This is a genomic window from Sphingomonas kyeonggiensis, from assembly GCF_014196745.1.
Lineage (GTDB): Bacteria > Pseudomonadota > Alphaproteobacteria > Sphingomonadales > Sphingomonadaceae > Sphingomonas > Sphingomonas kyeonggiensis.
Genome location: NZ_JACIEH010000001.1, coordinates 1,843,879 through 1,859,861, shown reverse-complemented (window position 1 = coordinate 1,859,861; position 15,983 = coordinate 1,843,879). Strand labels below are relative to the sequence as shown.

Annotated in this window: 15 protein-coding genes; 8 read left to right on the top strand and 7 right to left on the bottom strand. The window is 67.6% G+C overall.

Features of this window, described 5'->3' with window-relative positions:
- Nucleotides 1-20 precede the first annotated feature (20 nt).
- Nucleotides 21-1,043 carry an oxidoreductase gene (locus GGR46_RS08790; protein WP_183996483.1) on the top strand — a complete coding sequence of 341 codons (1,023 nt, stop codon included), beginning with the start codon at nucleotides 21-23 and terminating at the stop codon, nucleotides 1,041-1,043.
- A 104-nt stretch (nucleotides 1,044-1,147) separates the two neighbouring features.
- On the opposite strand, the gene GGR46_RS08785 is transcribed toward GGR46_RS08790, so the two are convergent.
- A complete protein-coding gene (locus GGR46_RS08785) occupies nucleotides 1,148-3,367 on the bottom strand; it encodes a beta-glucosidase (protein ID WP_183996481.1) in 2,220 nt (739 codons plus the stop codon).
- Nucleotides 3,368-3,510: 143 nt separating this feature from the next.
- Nucleotides 3,511-5,562, bottom strand: a complete 2,052-nt coding sequence (locus GGR46_RS08780; RefSeq protein WP_183996479.1) for an NAD(+) synthase — start codon at nucleotides 5,560-5,562, stop codon at nucleotides 3,511-3,513.
- A 95-nt stretch (nucleotides 5,563-5,657) separates the two neighbouring features.
- Between GGR46_RS08780 and GGR46_RS08775 the strand changes: the two genes are divergently transcribed.
- Complete coding sequence (locus tag GGR46_RS08775; protein ID WP_183996477.1) at nucleotides 5,658-7,169, top strand: hypothetical protein; 1,512 nt, start codon at nucleotides 5,658-5,660, stop codon at nucleotides 7,167-7,169.
- A 62-nt stretch (nucleotides 7,170-7,231) separates the two neighbouring features.
- On the opposite strand, the gene GGR46_RS08770 is transcribed toward GGR46_RS08775, so the two are convergent.
- On the bottom strand, nucleotides 7,232-7,948 hold the full coding sequence (locus GGR46_RS08770) for a murein L,D-transpeptidase catalytic domain family protein (RefSeq protein WP_183996474.1): 717 nt from the start codon (nucleotides 7,946-7,948) through the stop codon (nucleotides 7,232-7,234).
- 261 nt (nucleotides 7,949-8,209) lie between these two features.
- Here GGR46_RS08770 and GGR46_RS08765 point away from each other — a divergent pair, with 261 nt between their 5' ends.
- The 5 genes from GGR46_RS08765 to mtnA all read left to right on the top strand — a co-directional run bounded on the left by GGR46_RS08765 (nucleotide 8,210) and on the right by mtnA (nucleotide 11,885).
- Nucleotides 8,210-8,926: a L,D-transpeptidase family protein gene (locus GGR46_RS08765; RefSeq protein ID WP_183996472.1), complete on the top strand. Its 717-nt coding sequence runs from the start codon at nucleotides 8,210-8,212 to the stop codon at nucleotides 8,924-8,926.
- 45 nt (nucleotides 8,927-8,971) lie between these two features.
- On the top strand, nucleotides 8,972-9,589 hold the full coding sequence (locus GGR46_RS08760; RefSeq protein WP_183996470.1) for a methylthioribulose 1-phosphate dehydratase: 618 nt from the start codon (nucleotides 8,972-8,974) through the stop codon (nucleotides 9,587-9,589).
- Nucleotides 9,586-10,128, top strand: a complete 543-nt coding sequence (locus GGR46_RS08755) for a cupin domain-containing protein (protein WP_183996468.1) — start codon at nucleotides 9,586-9,588, stop codon at nucleotides 10,126-10,128. The genes GGR46_RS08760 and GGR46_RS08755 overlap by 4 nt, the downstream gene beginning before the upstream one ends.
- 84 nt (nucleotides 10,129-10,212) lie before the next feature.
- Nucleotides 10,213-10,842, top strand: coding sequence for an acireductone synthase (gene mtnC, locus GGR46_RS08750; RefSeq protein ID WP_183996465.1), 630 nt, complete (start codon nucleotides 10,213-10,215; stop codon nucleotides 10,840-10,842).
- Nucleotides 10,839-11,885 carry an S-methyl-5-thioribose-1-phosphate isomerase gene (gene mtnA / locus GGR46_RS08745; protein ID WP_183996463.1) on the top strand — a complete coding sequence of 349 codons (1,047 nt, stop codon included), beginning with the start codon at nucleotides 10,839-10,841 and terminating at the stop codon, nucleotides 11,883-11,885. The genes mtnC and mtnA overlap by 4 nt, the downstream gene beginning before the upstream one ends.
- Before the next feature lie 57 nt (nucleotides 11,886-11,942).
- Here the strand turns inward: mtnA and GGR46_RS08740 are convergent, their stop codons facing one another.
- Both GGR46_RS08740 and GGR46_RS08735 read right to left on the bottom strand, forming a co-directional pair.
- Nucleotides 11,943-12,650 carry a hypothetical protein gene (locus GGR46_RS08740; protein WP_183996461.1) on the bottom strand — a complete coding sequence of 236 codons (708 nt, stop codon included), beginning with the start codon at nucleotides 12,648-12,650 and terminating at the stop codon, nucleotides 11,943-11,945.
- A 118-nt stretch (nucleotides 12,651-12,768) separates the two neighbouring features.
- Nucleotides 12,769-13,926, bottom strand: coding sequence for an aminotransferase (locus tag GGR46_RS08735; RefSeq protein WP_183996459.1), 1,158 nt, complete (start codon nucleotides 13,924-13,926; stop codon nucleotides 12,769-12,771).
- A gap of 85 nt (nucleotides 13,927-14,011) precedes the next feature.
- Here GGR46_RS08735 and GGR46_RS08730 point away from each other — a divergent pair, with 85 nt between their 5' ends.
- Nucleotides 14,012-14,245 (top strand): hypothetical protein, encoded by a 234-nt coding sequence (locus GGR46_RS08730; RefSeq protein ID WP_183996457.1) that lies wholly within the window; start codon nucleotides 14,012-14,014, stop codon nucleotides 14,243-14,245.
- A gap of 216 nt (nucleotides 14,246-14,461) precedes the next feature.
- On the opposite strand, the gene GGR46_RS08725 is transcribed toward GGR46_RS08730, so the two are convergent.
- Together GGR46_RS08725 and GGR46_RS08720 are read right to left on the bottom strand one after the other, a co-directional pair.
- The gene (locus GGR46_RS08725) at nucleotides 14,462-14,929 is read right to left on the bottom strand and encodes a hypothetical protein (protein WP_183996455.1); all 468 of its coding nucleotides are present in this window, start codon (nucleotides 14,927-14,929) and stop codon (nucleotides 14,462-14,464) included.
- Between the two features lie 71 nt (nucleotides 14,930-15,000).
- Complete coding sequence (locus GGR46_RS08720; protein WP_183996453.1) at nucleotides 15,001-15,843, bottom strand: NPP1 family protein; 843 nt, start codon at nucleotides 15,841-15,843, stop codon at nucleotides 15,001-15,003.
- Nucleotides 15,844-15,983: the final 140 nt, after the last annotated feature.

Sequence of the window (15,983 nt, the reverse complement as noted above, 5' to 3'; positions counted from 1 at the left end):
GGCAGAGTAAGGAGCGTTGCATGATCCGCACCGGAGTGATCGGCTATGGGCTGGGCGGTCTCGCCTTCCATGCGCCTTTGGTCGATGCGGTCCCCGAGCTGGAGCTGGCCGCCATCGCCACCTCGCGCGGCGCGGACGTCCATGCCCGCTATCCCGATGTCGCGGTCGTCACGCCCGACGCGCTGCTCGCCGACCCGTCGATCGAGCTGGTGGTGGTCACCACCCCCAACGACACGCACGTGCCCCTCGCGCGCCGCGCGCTGGAGGCGGGCAAGCATGTCGTGATCGACAAGCCCTTCGCCACCAATGTGCCCGACGGCGAGGGCCTGATCGCGCTGGCAAAGGAGAAGGGCCGGCTGGTCAGCGCCTTCCACAATCGTCGCTGGGATGGCGACTTCCTCACCGTGCGCAAGCTGCTCGACAGCGGCGTGCTCGGCGAGGTCATGCTGGCCGAGCTGCGCTGGGACCGGTTCCGCCCTGCGCTCGCCCAGGCCTGGAAGGAAGACCCCGAAGCCGGTGCCGGCATCCTCGCCGATCTCGGCCCGCACCTGATCGACCAGGCGCTCCAGCTTTTCGGCATTCCGCAAGCCGTCCAGGGCGACATCGCCGTCCAGCGCGAGGGTGGCCGTACCGACGACTATTTCGAGATCACCCTCTTCTATGGCCAGCGCCGCGTGACGCTTTCCGCTGGCCGCCTGTTCGTGACACCACGCCCGCGCTTCTGGCTGCACGGCACCAGGGCGGACTTCGCCAAGCACGGCCTCGACCCGCAGGAGCCCCGCGTGAAGGACGGCGCGCGCTACACCGATCCGGGCGTTGGCGACGAGGAACCGCAGTTCCATGGCACGCTCACCCGCGCCGATGGCGGCAGCGAGATCGTCCCGACCGAGACCGGCGACTATCGCGGCTTCTATTCCGGTATCGCGCGCGCCATCGCTACGGGTGGCCCCGCGCCGGTGCCCGGCGAGGACGCGGTGCTCGGCCTGCGCATCGCCGAGCTGGCGCGGGAAAGTGCGCGTGAGGGACGGCGGCTCGGCCTTTAGCCTTGCGCCGAGGCGTCATCCCGGCCCCAAACCGTCATCCCGACTTTCGTCGGGATGACGCGTTGTGGCGGGGACGACGACTTACTTCGGATTCCTGCTGCTGGTTACGGCCGCCACCCCACCGCGATCGTCCGCGCCTGCAGCGTCACCGGCACCGTCGCGACGAGGTCTTTCGCCGACGTCCCCAGCATCACCTGTACGGTCCCGCCGGCGATCTTCCACGAATTGCTAGCCCCGTCGAACGTCGCGAGCAGGCGCGGATCGACTTTCAGCGTCACCGTCTTCGCCTCGCCGGGCGCGAGCTCGACCTTGGCGAAGCCGCCCAGCCGCTTCGGCGCTTCCCAGCCGGTACCCGCGACATAGAGCTGCGGCACGGCCTTGCCCTTCACCTTGCCGGTGTTGCGCACGGTGAAGCTCGCTGAGACGGTGCCGTCATCGGCCCGCGCGCTCAATCCGGAATAGCCGAATTCGGTGTAGCTGAGCCCGTGCCCGAACGGGAAAGCCGGGGTCAGCCCCTTGGCGTCATACCATTTGTACCCGACGGTCGCGCCTTCGCCGTACGTCGTGTCGCCCTTGTTCGGGGTCGAGGGCCTGGCCAGCTGGTCGAGGCTCGCCGGGAAGGTCGCGGGGAGGTGGCCCGAGGGGTTCACCTTGCCGAACAGCAGGTTGGCGATTGCGCTGCCGCCCTGCGTGCCCGGATACCAGGCGGCGAGGATGCCGGCGACCTGGCCGCGCCACGGCGTCAGCACCGGCCCGCCGGTCTCGAGCACCACCACCGTCTTCGGATTGGCCTTGGCCACCGCCGCGATCAGCTTGTCCTGGTCGCCATCGAGGTTCAGCGCCACGTCGAACGCCTCGCCGGCCCATTGCGTGCCGAACACGATGGCGACGTCCGCGCCCTTCGCAGCCTTGGCCGCGCCGCCGGCGCTGTTGCCATCGACGAATACCAGTTCGGCATTCGGCGCCTGCGCCTTGATCGCGGCGAGCGGCGCGTCGGGATAGTACATCACCGGCCCCGGCCAGCTGGTCGGCTTCAAACCGGGCACCGCATTGCCGCCCACCGGATAGACCAGCGACGAGCCGCTGCCTGCCAGCACGCCCTTGTCCGCCCGCCCGCCGATCACGACGATCTTCTTGACCGCCGGCGACAGCGGCAGGATCGCGCCCTTGTTCTGGAGCAGCACCGCGCCGCCCTCGGCATCCTTGCGCGTCACTTCGGCGCTCTTCGCCAGCAGCTCGGGCGCCAGGTCCATCGGCGCCTCGGTCACCGGCTGGTCGAACAGCCCATTGTCGAACATCGCGTGCAGGATCGCCCCGGCCATCGCATCGAGGCGTTCCCTGGAGACCGCGCCCTTCGCCACCGCGTCCTTCAGCGGCGCGCCGAAATAGGGTTCCTTGTCGAACGGGAAGCCCGAATCCTGGTCGAGCCCGGCATTGGCCGCCGGCGCGGTCGAATGGGTCGCGCCCCAATCCGACATCACATAGCCCTTGTAGCCCCAGTCGCGGCGCAGCACGTCATTGAGCAGCCAGCCATTCTCGCAGGCATGGGTGCCGTTCACCCGGTTGTACGAGCACATCACCGAGCCCGGATTGCCCTTCTCGATCGCGAACTGGAAAGCGAGCAGGTCACTGGTCCGCGCCACCACCGGATCGATGATCGAGTTGCCGGTGTCGCGATCGGTCTCCTGGTCGTTGATCGCGTAATGCTTCACGGTCGAGATGATGTGGTTCGACTGGATGCCGGCGATCTGCGCGCCCACCATGGTGCCGGCGAGCAGCGGGTCCTCGCCGCCATATTCGAAGTTCCGCCCGTTGCGCGGCTCGCGCATCAGGTTGACGCCGCCGGCGAGCATCACGTTGAAGCCCGAGGCACGCGCCTCGTTGCCGATCATCGCGCCGCCGGCATGGGCCAGCTCGACGTCCCAGCTCGCCGTGGTGGCGAGGCCGGAGGGCAGGGCGGTCCGTCCGCGCTTGCGCGCCGCGCCGCCCTGGGTGGCGACGCCGACGCCCGCATCGGTCTGCCACTGGGCCGGGATGCCCAGCCGGGGAATGGCGGGGATATAGCCCGCCGAGCCCGGCCGTGCCTCGGCAGGGGCCTTGTAGCCGTTCTTGGGTGCGAAATCGGTGCCGAAATAGCCGAAGACCAGGACGAGCTTCTCGTCCTCGGTCATCTGGGCGAGGACCGCCTTCACCCGGGCATCGGGCGAGAGCCTGGCGTCCATCCAGGGGCGGGGCTGCTCCTGCGCGGCGGCAGGCGCCGCGGCGGCAAGGGCGACGCCCAATGCGATGATCGAACCCGCAAGGGCGTGGCGGTGCAGCTTCATGATTCCCTCTCCCGCGATTTTTGTCAGCGTTGTCGGGAAGGATATACAGGTCAAGCCCTGGTAACGCTATCACCGAGATGGTCGTAGAACATCGACTGCACCGTCATCCCCGCCTTAGCGGGGATGACGACAAGGGTAAGAGCTCAGGGCAGATTCGCCTTCAGCTCCTCGATCCACGGCCGCGCAACGCCGTCCGAGGGGGCGCGCCAGTCGCCGCGCGGGCTCACCGCGCCGCCGGCCGAGACCTTCGGCCCGTTGGGCAGGGCGGAGCGCTTGAACTGGCTGGTCTGGAAAAAACGGAACAGGAACTCCTCCAGCCACCGCGCGATCGTCGCCAGGTCGTACTGGTGGCGCGCATCCTCGGGGAAGCCGATCGGCCATTGCCCGGCCTGCGCATCCTTCCAGGCATGCCAGGCGAGGAAGGCGATCTTGGACGGCCGCAGCCCGTACCGGATCGTGTAGTGGAGGAAGAAATCGTGCAGCTCGTACGGCCCGATCCGGTCCTGCGTGCTCTGCATCTTGCCGTCCGCATCGGCGGGGACCAGCTCGGGCGAAATCTCGGTGTCGAGGATGCTGGTCAGCACCTCCGCTGCCTCACCGGTGAACTGGCCGGTCTGCACGGTCCAGCGGATCAGATACTGGATCAGCGTCTTGGGCACGCCGGCATTGATGCCGTAATGGCTCATATGGTCGCCCACGCCGTAGGTGCACCAGCCGAGCGCGAGCTCGCTCAGGTCGCCGGTGCCGAGCACGAAGCCGGCACGCTGGTTGGCAAGGCGGAAGAGATAGTCGGTGCGCAGGCCCGCCTGGACGTTCTCGAAGGTCACGTCATAGACCGGCTCGCCCTTGGCGAAGGGATGGCCGATCCCCTCGAGCATCGTGCGTGCCGCCGGGCGGATGTCGATCTCGGCACCGGTCACGCCCAGCGCGTTCATCAGCGCCCAGGCGTTGGACTTGGTGCCGTCGCTGGTCGCGAAGCCGGGCATGGTGAAGCCCAGGATGTCGGTGCGCGGCCGGCCGAGCCGGTCCATCGCCCTGGCCGCGACGATCAGCGCGTGGGTGGAATCGAGCCCGCCCGAGACGCCGATGACGATATGCTTCGCGCCGGTGGATTCCAGCCGCTTGCGCAGCCCCTCCACCTGGATGTTGAACGCCTCGTAGCAATCCTCTTCCAGCTTGGAGGGTGTGTTGGGCACGAAGGGAAAGCGGCGCAGCTTCCGGAGCAGGCCCTTGTCGGCATAGTCGGGGCGGTGCTGGAAGACGATGCGGCGGAAGCGCGTCTCGGGATCGCCATTGGCGGCGGCGCAGTCGTTGAACGTGCCCATCCGCATCCGCTCGAGGCGCAGGCGCTCGAGGTCGATGTCCGCGCACACCACTTCGGTGGTCAGCTCGAAGCGCTCGGTGGTGGCGATGCACTCGCCCAGCTCGTGGATCATGCCCTGGCCGTCCCAGGCGAGATCGGTCGTGCTCTCGCCGGGGCCCGAGGCCGAATAGACATAGGCGGCCACGGCGCGTGCCGATTGCGCCGCACAGAGCATCGCCCGCTCGCGTGCCTTGCCGACCACGATGTTCGAGGCGGAGAGGTTGCACAGCACCAGCGCGCCCGCCAGCGCCGCCTCGGTCGAGGGGGGCAGGGGTGCCCAGTAATCCTCGCAGATCTCGGCATGGAAGACGAAGTCGGGCAGTTCCTCGGCGGCGAAGATCAGGTCGGTGCCGAAGGGCACGGTCTGCCCTGCCACCTCGATTTCCAGCCCGGCCAGCCCGGCGCCGAGCGCGAACCAGCGCTTCTCATAATATTCGCGGTAATTGGGCAGGTAGCTCTTGGGGATGACGCCCAGGATGCGCCCGCGCGAGATCGCCACCGCGGTATTGTACAGCCGGCCGCTCCGCCGCAGCGCCGCGCCGACCAGCAGGACCGGCTTCAGCTCGGTGCTGGCCGCGACGATCGCCGCGATGCCCGCCTCGGTCGCCTCGCAGATCGTGTCCTGCAGGTGCAGGTCGTCGATCGCGTAGGAGGTGACGCTGAGCTCGGGATAGACGAGCAGGTCGGCGCCCATCTCGTCGCCCTGCCGGGCCAGTGCGATCGCCGCCTCGGCATTTCGCACCGGATCGCCCACCGTCATGATCGGTGTGCACACCCCCGCGCGGATCATTCCCTGGCGGTGGATCGAATAAAAGGGGTGGGACTGCGCCATCGTCTCCGTCTTGTAACGACATGTTTCGATCTGATGCCGTCCCTAGTCGCTCGGGTGCGCTTGTGCCAGTCCTGCACAGGCTCTACCCGCAGGCCATGCTCCACTGGACCCGCCGCCAGTTCGACGCGCATCCGGTGCGCACGGTCATGGCCGTTTTCGTCGCGTACACGATCTTCAAGATCAACCTGAAGTTCTTCGCGCCGGCAGGGCCGTGGTGGCGCGGCTGGCACGATCAGATGCAGTATCTGAAGTCGGCCAGGGCCTTCCTGCATTTCGACCTGAGCCCGGACCAGCATTGGTACCCCTTGCTCTATCCGCTCGCCGGCGCACCCTTCGCCTGGGCGCCGACGCCGTTCGTACCGATCAACCTGCTCTGCTATGCGGGGGCCTTCTGGGGCTTCTACCGCGTCTGCGCGCGCTTCGGGGTAGGAGGACTGGCCGCGGGCCTGCTCTTCCTCGCCGCGACGATCGGCGACCTGCGCGTCTCCAAATTCTGGCTCGAGCCCTGGACGACGACCATGTCGGCCGCCTTCATCTGGCTGGCCTTTGCCGAGGCCGCCGACATGATGTTCGGTACGCGCCGCCGGCCCTGGCGGCTCGGCGCGCTGCTGATGGCGATCGCGCTGGTCCGCCCGGCGGACGTGGTGGTGAGCGCGGTGATCGGCGGCTTCGCGCTCTGGCGCCCGGTGCTGATCGAGAAGCGCTGGGGTGACCTGTTCAAGGGCCTGGGCGGGGCAGGGGCGGCATTGGCTCCCTATGCGGCGATCTATCTCGCCATCTACGGCCCGCGCCTGACCGACTACACCATCCTGTCGGGCGATTACGGCTTCGCCTTTGCCGATCTCGGCTGGAAGGCGAGCATCCTGCTGGTCGATCCCTCGCCCTGGTTCCCCGGCGAGACCGGACTGCTGCGCGAGCTGCCCTGGCTGCTCACCGGCACCGCGGGCCTGATTCTGGGCGTGATGCGCCTGCAGGGGCCGATGCGCTGGCTGACGCTCTGCATGGGGCTGGTGGCGCTGATCTACACCCTGATGATGCTCGCCTATGTCGATCTGGTACCCAGCGGCATGTGGCGCTTCTTCAACGCGCATTATTTCAAATGGCTGTTCCCGATGGCGGCGCTGTTCACCTGGCTGCTGGTCACCTGGCGTGACCTGCGCGGGCTGGCGGTGGTGGTGGCGCTGGTGCTGCTCGCCAGCTTCCGCATCGTCCCGCGCCCCGCCGAGCCGCAGGAGCAGGCCAAGGCCATCGTCTTCGTGGCGCCCGATGCGCCCTGGCAGGACATCTATTTCGCCCGTTCGGCGATCGTGGATGCCAGGGGCGCCCAGCGAAGCCCGGCCGACTATCACCAGCTGCCGATGGGCGACCGGGTGATGGCGATCGCCTTCAAGCGCCGCTTCGAGGGCGATGTGCTGTGGTACGGCGTCACGCCGGCCAGCATCGCCTCCTGGCCAAAGGGCAGCGGCAAGGCCGAAGTGGTGCTGCCGGGCAGCTGGCCGCAAAAGCCCCTTGCGCGCTACGCGACGAAGCTGACCTTCGGGTACCCTTGCTGGGCACCGCCCTTCCCGTGCGGGACCGGGCCGGGGCCGGGCCTGCCGAAGAACTGAGCGCAAACGGAAAAGGCCGGGCATCTCGCCCGGCCTTCCTGGTTTCCTGGAATGTCGGCCGCTCAGACCTTGGCGGCGTAGATCATCCGGCCCGGTCCCAGCCGCTCGAACAGCTTGGCCAGCTGGTTCTCGCCGACGGCGAAGCAGCCCTGGCTGCGGCCGAGCTTGCCGTGCCTGGCGATCATGTCGTCGTTCGCATACCAGGCCGAGTGGACCACGATCGCGCGGTCGAGCGCGTTGTTGTTGGTCGGGTCGAGGCCGAGCAGGCGCTGCGAGTCGCCATGCTTGCCGACATAATAGTCGGCCGTCAGGAACGCGCCTTCGCAGGTCGCTTCCGAATTCACTTCGTTCGAGAAGCGCTGGAGCATGCCGCTATGGCTCGGGTCGGAGCCGATGCCGTGCGCGACGAGGAAGCGCTCGACCTGGCCGGTGCCGAGGTTGACGATATGGAAGCGCTGGTTGTTCGACGAGGTGGCGAAGTCGGCGATCGCGATCCGGTCGTGCGACGGGATGCGCATCGAATGGCGGTTGAGCGAGGCCAGCGCCTTCTTGAACAGCTCGGGGCGGATGCCGTTCGGCACGCCGGGCACCTTGGGAGCCGCAGCCACTTCGGGCGCCTTGGGGATCGCCGGGACCGGGGCAGGGACCGGCATCGGTGCCGGTGCCATGGCGGTGTTGATGGTACGCGAGGCGCAGGCCGAAACCGCTGCACCACTCGCCATCACAAGCGCCGACTTCAACAAGGCGCGACGCGACTGAATCGTATCGAGGCTATTCATCACTATCCAAAAGACCCGCTGCTTTACCCCTTGGGGGAATCTATATCAGACAGATGGTAAGCGCGGCGCTTAACATCTGTCCCAAGTTGCGCGACTCGCCGCAACGCATGCCCGGTTCGCCGAAGCCCTGCCGAAATCCGGAACATTGCCAGCGATTTGCGCACCCTAGATATGTCCGATTCGGCAGCGGCACGAAATTAGGTTAATTTCGTTAAGGAATCGCCCTGAGCCGTCCTGGCTCGAGATTCGGAGAGCTGTTTGATGCGTTCCGGCGTCCTTGCCGTCCTTCTCCTGGCCTGTGCCACGATCCTTCCCGCCATTCCCGCCGCCGCGCAGGTCGCCGCATCCGACACGATGCAGGTGGCGCCCTCGTCGCTGCGCAACGGGCAATGGGCCTGGTACGAGGCGCCGCGGCTCATCCAGGCCAGCACCAGCGACTGGGATCCCGTCTCGATCGTCGTCAGCATTCCGGACCAGCGCGCCTATGTCTATCGCGGCGGCCGCCTGGTCGGGGCCAGCACGGTCTCGACCGGATCGGACGGACGCGAGACGCCGGTGGGTGCCTTCACCATTCTCCAGAAGAAGGTGTTCCACCGCTCCAACCTCTATTCGAACGCACCGATGCCCTTCATGCAGCGACTGACCTGGGACGGGATCGCGCTGCATGCCGGCCGCCTGCCGGGCTATCCCGCGTCGCATGGCTGCATCCGCTTCCCCGCCGCCTTCGCCAAACAGCTCTATGCGCTGACCGAGATCGGCGGCGACGTGATGGTCACCGACGAGCCGGTGCGCGATCCCGAGCGTTCGGGGCCGTCCACGCCGATCCTGATGGCGGATGCCCGCAACCTGGGCGGCGAGGCGTTCAACATGGTGACCATGCCCGGCCTGGCGCCGCGCCCGCAGATCCAGCCCGCGACCTGGGTCACCGGTCCGGCGCGCGAAGTCGTCCAGCCGCTTCCCCGCCGCGGCTCGAAATAAATTCTGTAATGCGCGCGACGCTTTGGATCGGCTAAGCGCGATTCCATGACGATGTCGTTCGAAGACGCAGCACAGGGCCTGGTCGAGGTCGGCCGCCGCCTCGATGCACGAGGCTGGGCTCCCGCCACCGCGGGCAATTACTCGGTCCGCCTCGAGGACGGCAGCATCGCCGTTACCGTATCCGGCTGGCACAAGGGCAGGCTGACCCCGGCGGGTATCATGCGCGTCGATCTCGACGGCACGCCGCTCACCCCCGGCAAGCCCTCGGCCGAGACCGACCTGCACCTCGCCATCTACCGCCTGTTCCCGAATGTCGGCGCGGTCCTGCACGGCCATTCGCCCGAGGCCGTCGGCATGAGCCGTGCCGCCGCCGATGCGAAGGAGTGGGTGTTCGCCGGGCACGAGATGCTCAAGGTCTTTCCGGGCAACACCACGCACGAGGCGGAGATCCGCCTGCCGATCGTCGACAACAGCCAGGACATGGCGGTGATCGAGGCGGCGATCCGTCCCGCATTGCTGGCGCCGGACGCAGCACCCGCCTATCTTATCCGCAGCCACGGGCTCTATGCCTGGGGCAAGGACCTGGCCGAGGCCGAGCGGGTGCTCGAGGGCACCGAATGGCTGATCGCCGCCGAACTGGCCGAAAGGGCATGGAAACGATGACCCATCTCCGCATCTTCGACGAGGCCGGCGGCGCTCCGCTGACCGACACCCGCGATGCCGCCGACATCGCCGCTGCGCTCGCCCCGATCGGCGTGCGCTTCGAGCAATGGCCGTCGCGCCCGCTCGCCGGCGATGCCGGCCAGGACGAAGTGCTGCAGGCGTTCGCGCCTGAGGTCGAGCGCCTCAAGGCCGAGAACGGCTATCAGTCGGTCGACGTCATCCGCATGGTCCCCGACCATCCGGAGAAATCCAACCTGCGCACCAAGTTCCTCTCCGAGCATCGCCATTCGGAGGACGAGGTACGCTTCTTCGTCGAAGGCGAGGGGCTGTTCACCCTGCGCGAGGGCGAGAAGATCTATGCGGTGCTGTGCGAGGAGGGCGACCTGATTTCCGTGCCGGCCGGCACCCGCCACTGGTTCGACATGGGGCCTTCGCCCCGGTTCACTGCGATCCGACTGTTCACCAACGCGGACGGCTGGATCGCCAACTTCACCGGCGACACGATCGCGGACCGGTTTCCGCGGCACGAGCCTGCCTAGCCGTCATCCCGGCGAAAGCCGGGATCTCGTGCCGCATGCGCCTTCGCCTGAGATCCCGGCTTTCGCCGGGATGACGAGAGTATCATGAAACCCAAATCCATCCTTCTCGACATCGAAGGCACGACGAGCAGCATCAGCTTCGTCGCCGACGAGCTTTTCCCCTATGCTCGCAAGCATTTGGCGGCATTCGTTGAAGCGAACCCGGAAGTCGCCGCGCCGATCCTGGTCGAGGTGCCGGGCGACGATCCGGTCGTCACGCTGATCCAGTGGATCGACGAGGACCGCAAGGCGACCCCGCTCAAGACCCTTCAGGGCCTGATCTGGGCGCAGGGCTATGCCGATGGCGAGCTCAAGGGCCATGTCTACCCGGACACCCCCGAGGCGGTCCGCCGCTGGACCGAGGCAGGGCTCCAGGTGAACATCTATTCCTCGGGCTCGATCGCCGCGCAGAAGCTGATCTTCGGTCATTCGATCGCCGGCGACCTGACCCCGCTGCTCGGCAACTATTTCGACACCACCACCGGCCCCAAGCGCGAGGCGGATTCCTACACGAAGATCGCCGACGCGCTCGGCCTCGCGCCGTCGGAACTGCTCTTCGTCTCGGACATGCCGGCCGAGGTCGATGCCGCCCGCGAAGCCGGGCTCCAGGCGCTGCTCATCGATCGCGCCGGCGGCCCGGCCGATGTCCACACTCTCGCGGAAGTCCTCCCATGATCCTCGAAGGCAAGCCCACCCGCTCGATCCGCCGCACCGAAGACGGCAAGGGCGCGGTCATCCTCGACCAGCGCCAGCTGCCCTGGGAAATCAAATGGGTCGAACTGCGCGACGTCAATGCCGCAGCAGTCGCGATCCGCGAGATGTGGACGCGCGGCGCCCCGATGATCGGCGCCACGGCGGCCTATGGCTATGCGATGGCGCTGGCGGTCGATCCGAGCGACGCCAGCCTCCAGGCGGCCTATGACAAGCTTCACGAGACGCGTCCCACGGCGATCAACCTGCGCTGGGCGCTCGATGAGGTCCGCGCCGCGGTGAAGGACCTGCCCGAGGCGGAGCGTGCCCAGGCTGCCTTTGCCCGCGCCGATGCGATCTGCGATGAGGATGCCGAGCTTTGCCGCGCGATCGGCGAGCATGGGCTGGAGCTGTTCAAGGCGCTGCACGCGAAGAACCCGGATCGGCCGCTCAACATCCTGACCCATTGCAATGCCGGCTGGCTGGCGACGGTCGATTACGGCACCGCCACCGCGCCGATCTATCTCGCGCACGATGCGGGCATCCCGGTGCATGTCTGGGTCGACGAGACCCGCCCGCGCAACCAGGGCGCGCTGCTCACTGCCTTCGAGCTGCGCAACCACGGCGTGCCGCACACGGTGATCGCCGACAATGCCGGCGGCCTGCTGATGATGAAGGGGCAGGTGGACGCGGTGGTGGTCGGCACCGATCGCGTCACCCGCAACGGCGATGTCTGCAACAAGATCGGCACCTATCTGAAGGCGCTCGCGGCGCACGACAACGCCGTGCCCTTCTATGTCGCGCTGCCCTACACGACGTTCGACCCGAACACCGAAAGCGGCGCCGACATCCCGATCGAGGAACGCAGCGCCGAGGAGCTGACCCGGCTCAGCGGGCCGCTGGCAAGCGGGGAAATCGGCACTGTCCGGGTAACCGATTCCCCCGCCGCCAATCCAGCATTCGACGTGACGCCCGCACGCCTGGTGACGGGTTACATCACCGAGCGTGGGGTGCTGGACCGGATCTGAGGTTCATTTGCCCGTTCCCCGGCGAATACCGGGGAACAGCATTGGCCTTCTCGCCGCTCAGCGCGGTTCGGTCTTCACCGTCGTCGTCGTGGTGGTCGATGCCGCCGGGCGGGTGACCGTCGTGGTGGTCTTGCGCACCGGCTTCTTCACGACCTTGCGCGTGGTCGTGCGCGCCGAGGAATAGCTGCGCGCCGGCTGGGTCGTGGTCGTCTCGATCGTCGTCGCGACCGGCTGAGCCGCCGCGGTACGCGCCGCCGCTGCATCCGCCGCCGCCGACTGGGCGGCCGCAGCCGCCGCTTCGGCGCGGGCAGTGGCCGCGGCCGCATCGCTTTGCGCGGTCATCGCCGCAGCCTGCGCGGCTTCGCGCTGGCTGGCCTCGGTCGCGGCATTGGCCGAGGCATTGGCCGCGGCTACCTGCGCGTCGCGGCGTGCATCGCGCTCGGCAGCCATGGCGTCACCCTTGTTGCGTTCGGCCTCGGCCAGCGCCTGGTCGGCCAGGCCCGAGGCGCGACGCGCCTCGTTGATCGTCGAATCGCGGTGGTCCCGTGCCATCTGGTCCTTGGCGACGCGCAGCGCTTCCTGTGCCTTGGCCATCGATTCGCTGGCATAGGTTTCCGCGCCCGCGGTCTGGGCCGCTTCCACCTTTGCGGTGGCCTCGGTGAGGGCAGTGCGTGCGCGGTCGATACGGCTCTGGGCAAGCGACGGCGTCGCGACGAGCAGCGCGGTCACGGCGGCGCCGCGCATCAGCAGCTTCATGTTACGCATGGTACAACTCCAGTTTGTCCCGCGGCCGGCGAACGTGCCGGAAACGAGCCGAGTTGCGTCTTGCGCGGTGAAGCGGACTCTTCCGTCGATGAAGCGCCCGTTGCCCGAGTCGCAGGCTTCAGCCGGCCAGTCGATCGCGCGCTTCGGCGATTCGGGCGATCGCGGCGTCGAGCGTCGCGTCCTCCTTGACGAAGCAGAAGCGCAGGACGTTGGTCACGGCATCTTCGGCGTAGAAGGCCGAGACCGGGATCGAGGCGACGCCCGCTTCGTCGATCAGCTTGTTGGCGAAGCTGACATCGTCGAGGCTGATGCCCGACGCGGTGAGATCGACGGACAGGAAATAGGTCGCGGCACTGGGCAACACGGCGAAGCCGGCACCTTCCAGCCCTGCGCGCAGCCGGTCGCGGCCATGCTGGAAGCGATGGCGTGCCTCCTGCACCCAGCCGTCCTGCGTCGCGAGCCCCTCGGCCACGGCCCATTGCAGGTTGGGCGGGGTGGTGAAGGTGAGGAACTGGTGCGCCTTGGAGATCACGCGCGCGAGGGCAGGGGCGGCGCAGATCCAGCCGACCTTGAAGCCGGTCAGCGCGAAGATCTTGCCCGCCGATCCGATCTTCACCGTGCGCTCGCGCATGCCGGGGAAGCCGATCAGGGGAAGGTGGCGCGCACCGTCGAAGGTGACATGCTCCCAGACCTCGTCGCAGATCGCGGTCAGGTCATGGGAGACGCAGAAATCGGCGAGCATCGCCAGCTCGTCGGCGCCGCACATCGTCGCGGCGGGGTTGAGCGGGTTGTTGAGCAGCAGCACCCTGGTCTTGCTGGATACCGCGGCTTCGAGCGCCGCCCTGTCGATCTTCCACTCCGGCGGGCTCAGCCGCACGAACTTGGGCACGCCGCCGGCCTGGCGGATCAGCGGCACATAGGCATCGTAGAGCGGCTGGAAGCAGATCACCTCGTCGCCGGGCGACACACAGGCGAAGATCGCCGCGGCCAGCGCCTCGGTCGCGCCGGAGGTGACGACCACTTCCTCCGCCGCCAGGTTGAGGCCCTGGTGCCGCGCGTAGTGCTCGGCCACCGCGCCGCGCAGTTCGGGCAGGCCGATCATCGGCGGATACTGGTTCGACTTCTCCAGCATCGCCTTCGCCGCCGCCTGCAGTACCGCCTCGGGTCCGCGTCCGTCGGCGAAGCCCTGGCCGAGGTTGATCGCCCCGGTCTCGCGGGCGCGGGCGGACATGGCTTCGAAGATGGTGGTGCCCATCCGGGCGTAGAGCGGGTTCATGCCGGCAAGCTTGTGGCGGCTTGCATCTTCGGGTGCAACCGCCGCATTAGGCCAGCGTTCAGGCTTGCGCCAATAAAGGAAGATCATGAGCAAGACCCCGCCCAAACCGCAGGATGCGCAGTCGCCTTACCCGATCGAGGAGGCACCGCACGACCATCACGACGAAGGCAGCGAGGCGCTCCAGGCGATGAAGGATCTCGCGGACGCGAAGAAGCGCTGGAAGCCCGATGCCAAGCAGATCGGCATGGGTGCCGCGATCGGCATCGGCTCGGCCGCGATCGTTGCCGGCCTGCTCTACTGGCGCGGCGGCAAGAAGTAATCGCAAGGCGACCGGCGGCGAAGCGCCTTCGTCGCTCGATCCACGCCCTACGTCGCACGACGCTCGTCGCCCGGTGCCCATGCCGCCACAGCGCGGGGGTGCCGGCGCGACCTGAACCCGACAGTTGCGCCGGCATACATCCCTGTGCCGGGCCGGAACGACGCCCGTACCGGTGCCGAACGGGCGTCCTGCTGGCCGGGGCGCCCGTCTTGGCGTCTATCGGGCTTCCACCACCGCGGCACGGATGTGGAAGAGATTGCTCGACACCTCGTCCATCTGGACCGGGCCCTGCATCCTGTACCCGTCCGCCGCGACCACCTTCGCCAGCCCGCCGAGCAGCATCTCCTGCCGCTTCGCCAGGAATTCCTCGCCCGTAGGCGGCGGGATCGTCGCGGTCACCGCGCATCCGCGGGCATCGCAGCTGAAATCGACCTGCTCGAGCAGGGGATAGGCCTGGCGGACATGCGCGGTCACCTTGTCCGGCATCACGGGCGCATTGGCCGGCACGATGACGGGAGGGGTGAGCGTATTGCTGGCCGCGACGGCGAGCGCACCGGTGATCACCACGCCCTCGGCAGGCGGCTGGTTCCCGTTCTCCGCGCCGCGCTGGACGAGCCAGAGGCCGGCCAGGGCGATCATCAGCACCGCGCCGCCCAGCGCGAGCAGTTGCAACTTGCGATCCATTGCCTTGTGCACCTCGATGGGGTTCCACCCCGCGCCGCCGGGGGTTGGGGGCGACGCGGGATGGAGAGGGGTCAGCAGATGGTCGAGCCAGCCGGGCAGCCCGGGGAGTTCGAGCCCGAGTCGGTGTTCGGATCGAACCCCGGCGTGATGCTGCTGTTGACGCTGGCTGCGAGGACGCCCGAGAAGCGGGAGTCCTTGTTGTCGAAATTGCCGCTGCCGAAATTATAGTTGGAGATGGCGTTGCGGACGCTGGCCGACGGATAGCCGTTCCAGCTGATCAGCGGCTGGATCAGCCACTGGCCGGTGCCGTTCTCGGGCGGCTCGTCGCCATTGTCGGTCTTCGAGAAGCGCCACAGGTGCGAGAAGCCCCAGGTCTCGTAGTGATAGACCATCTTCACGTGCTGGCCGGTCGAGTCGCTCTGGAAGCGCAGCTGGCCGCCGCTGGTGGCGCGGGTTTCCCACTTGCCGTGGTCGCCGCGGGTGACGCCGACGACGGTGCTGTTGGTGCCCTGGTCGGTGGTCCAGACGATCACCGATTCCCAGTCATAGGCGTGCGAGAAGTCCGACTGCCAGAAATAGCTGTAGACGCGGGCGCAATAGCCGTTGTTGCAGCGGGCGCGAACATAGACGTTGCTCGTCGTGCGGTAGCTGGCCTGGCGGCACGAAGCCGGGGGCAGGGTGGCGTAGGTCGAGGCGCCCTGGCTGATCGCGCCCGACGCGTTGACCGCCGGCACGTTGAAACAGACGTCGGTGTCGAAGTCGATCGCGGGCTGGAAGCGCTTGTCGAGCGCAGTGGCCAGTTCGGGCAGCGCCGCGACCGGGGCCGGCCAGCCCTGTGCCTTGGCGGAATGCGGCGACAGCATCGCGAACGCCCCGAAGGTCGCGATGGCCAGAATTTGAATTTGGCTCTTCATATAATCTCCCAATGCAAGACAATGTGGAGTCAAGTCGCGCAAATTCGTTTCCGCAATTAGTATTGCGGATGTATAGTTTGATAATATTTATAACGAATCGCGCGTTATTTAATTCGCGCGTTACTGTGAAACTATTGTTG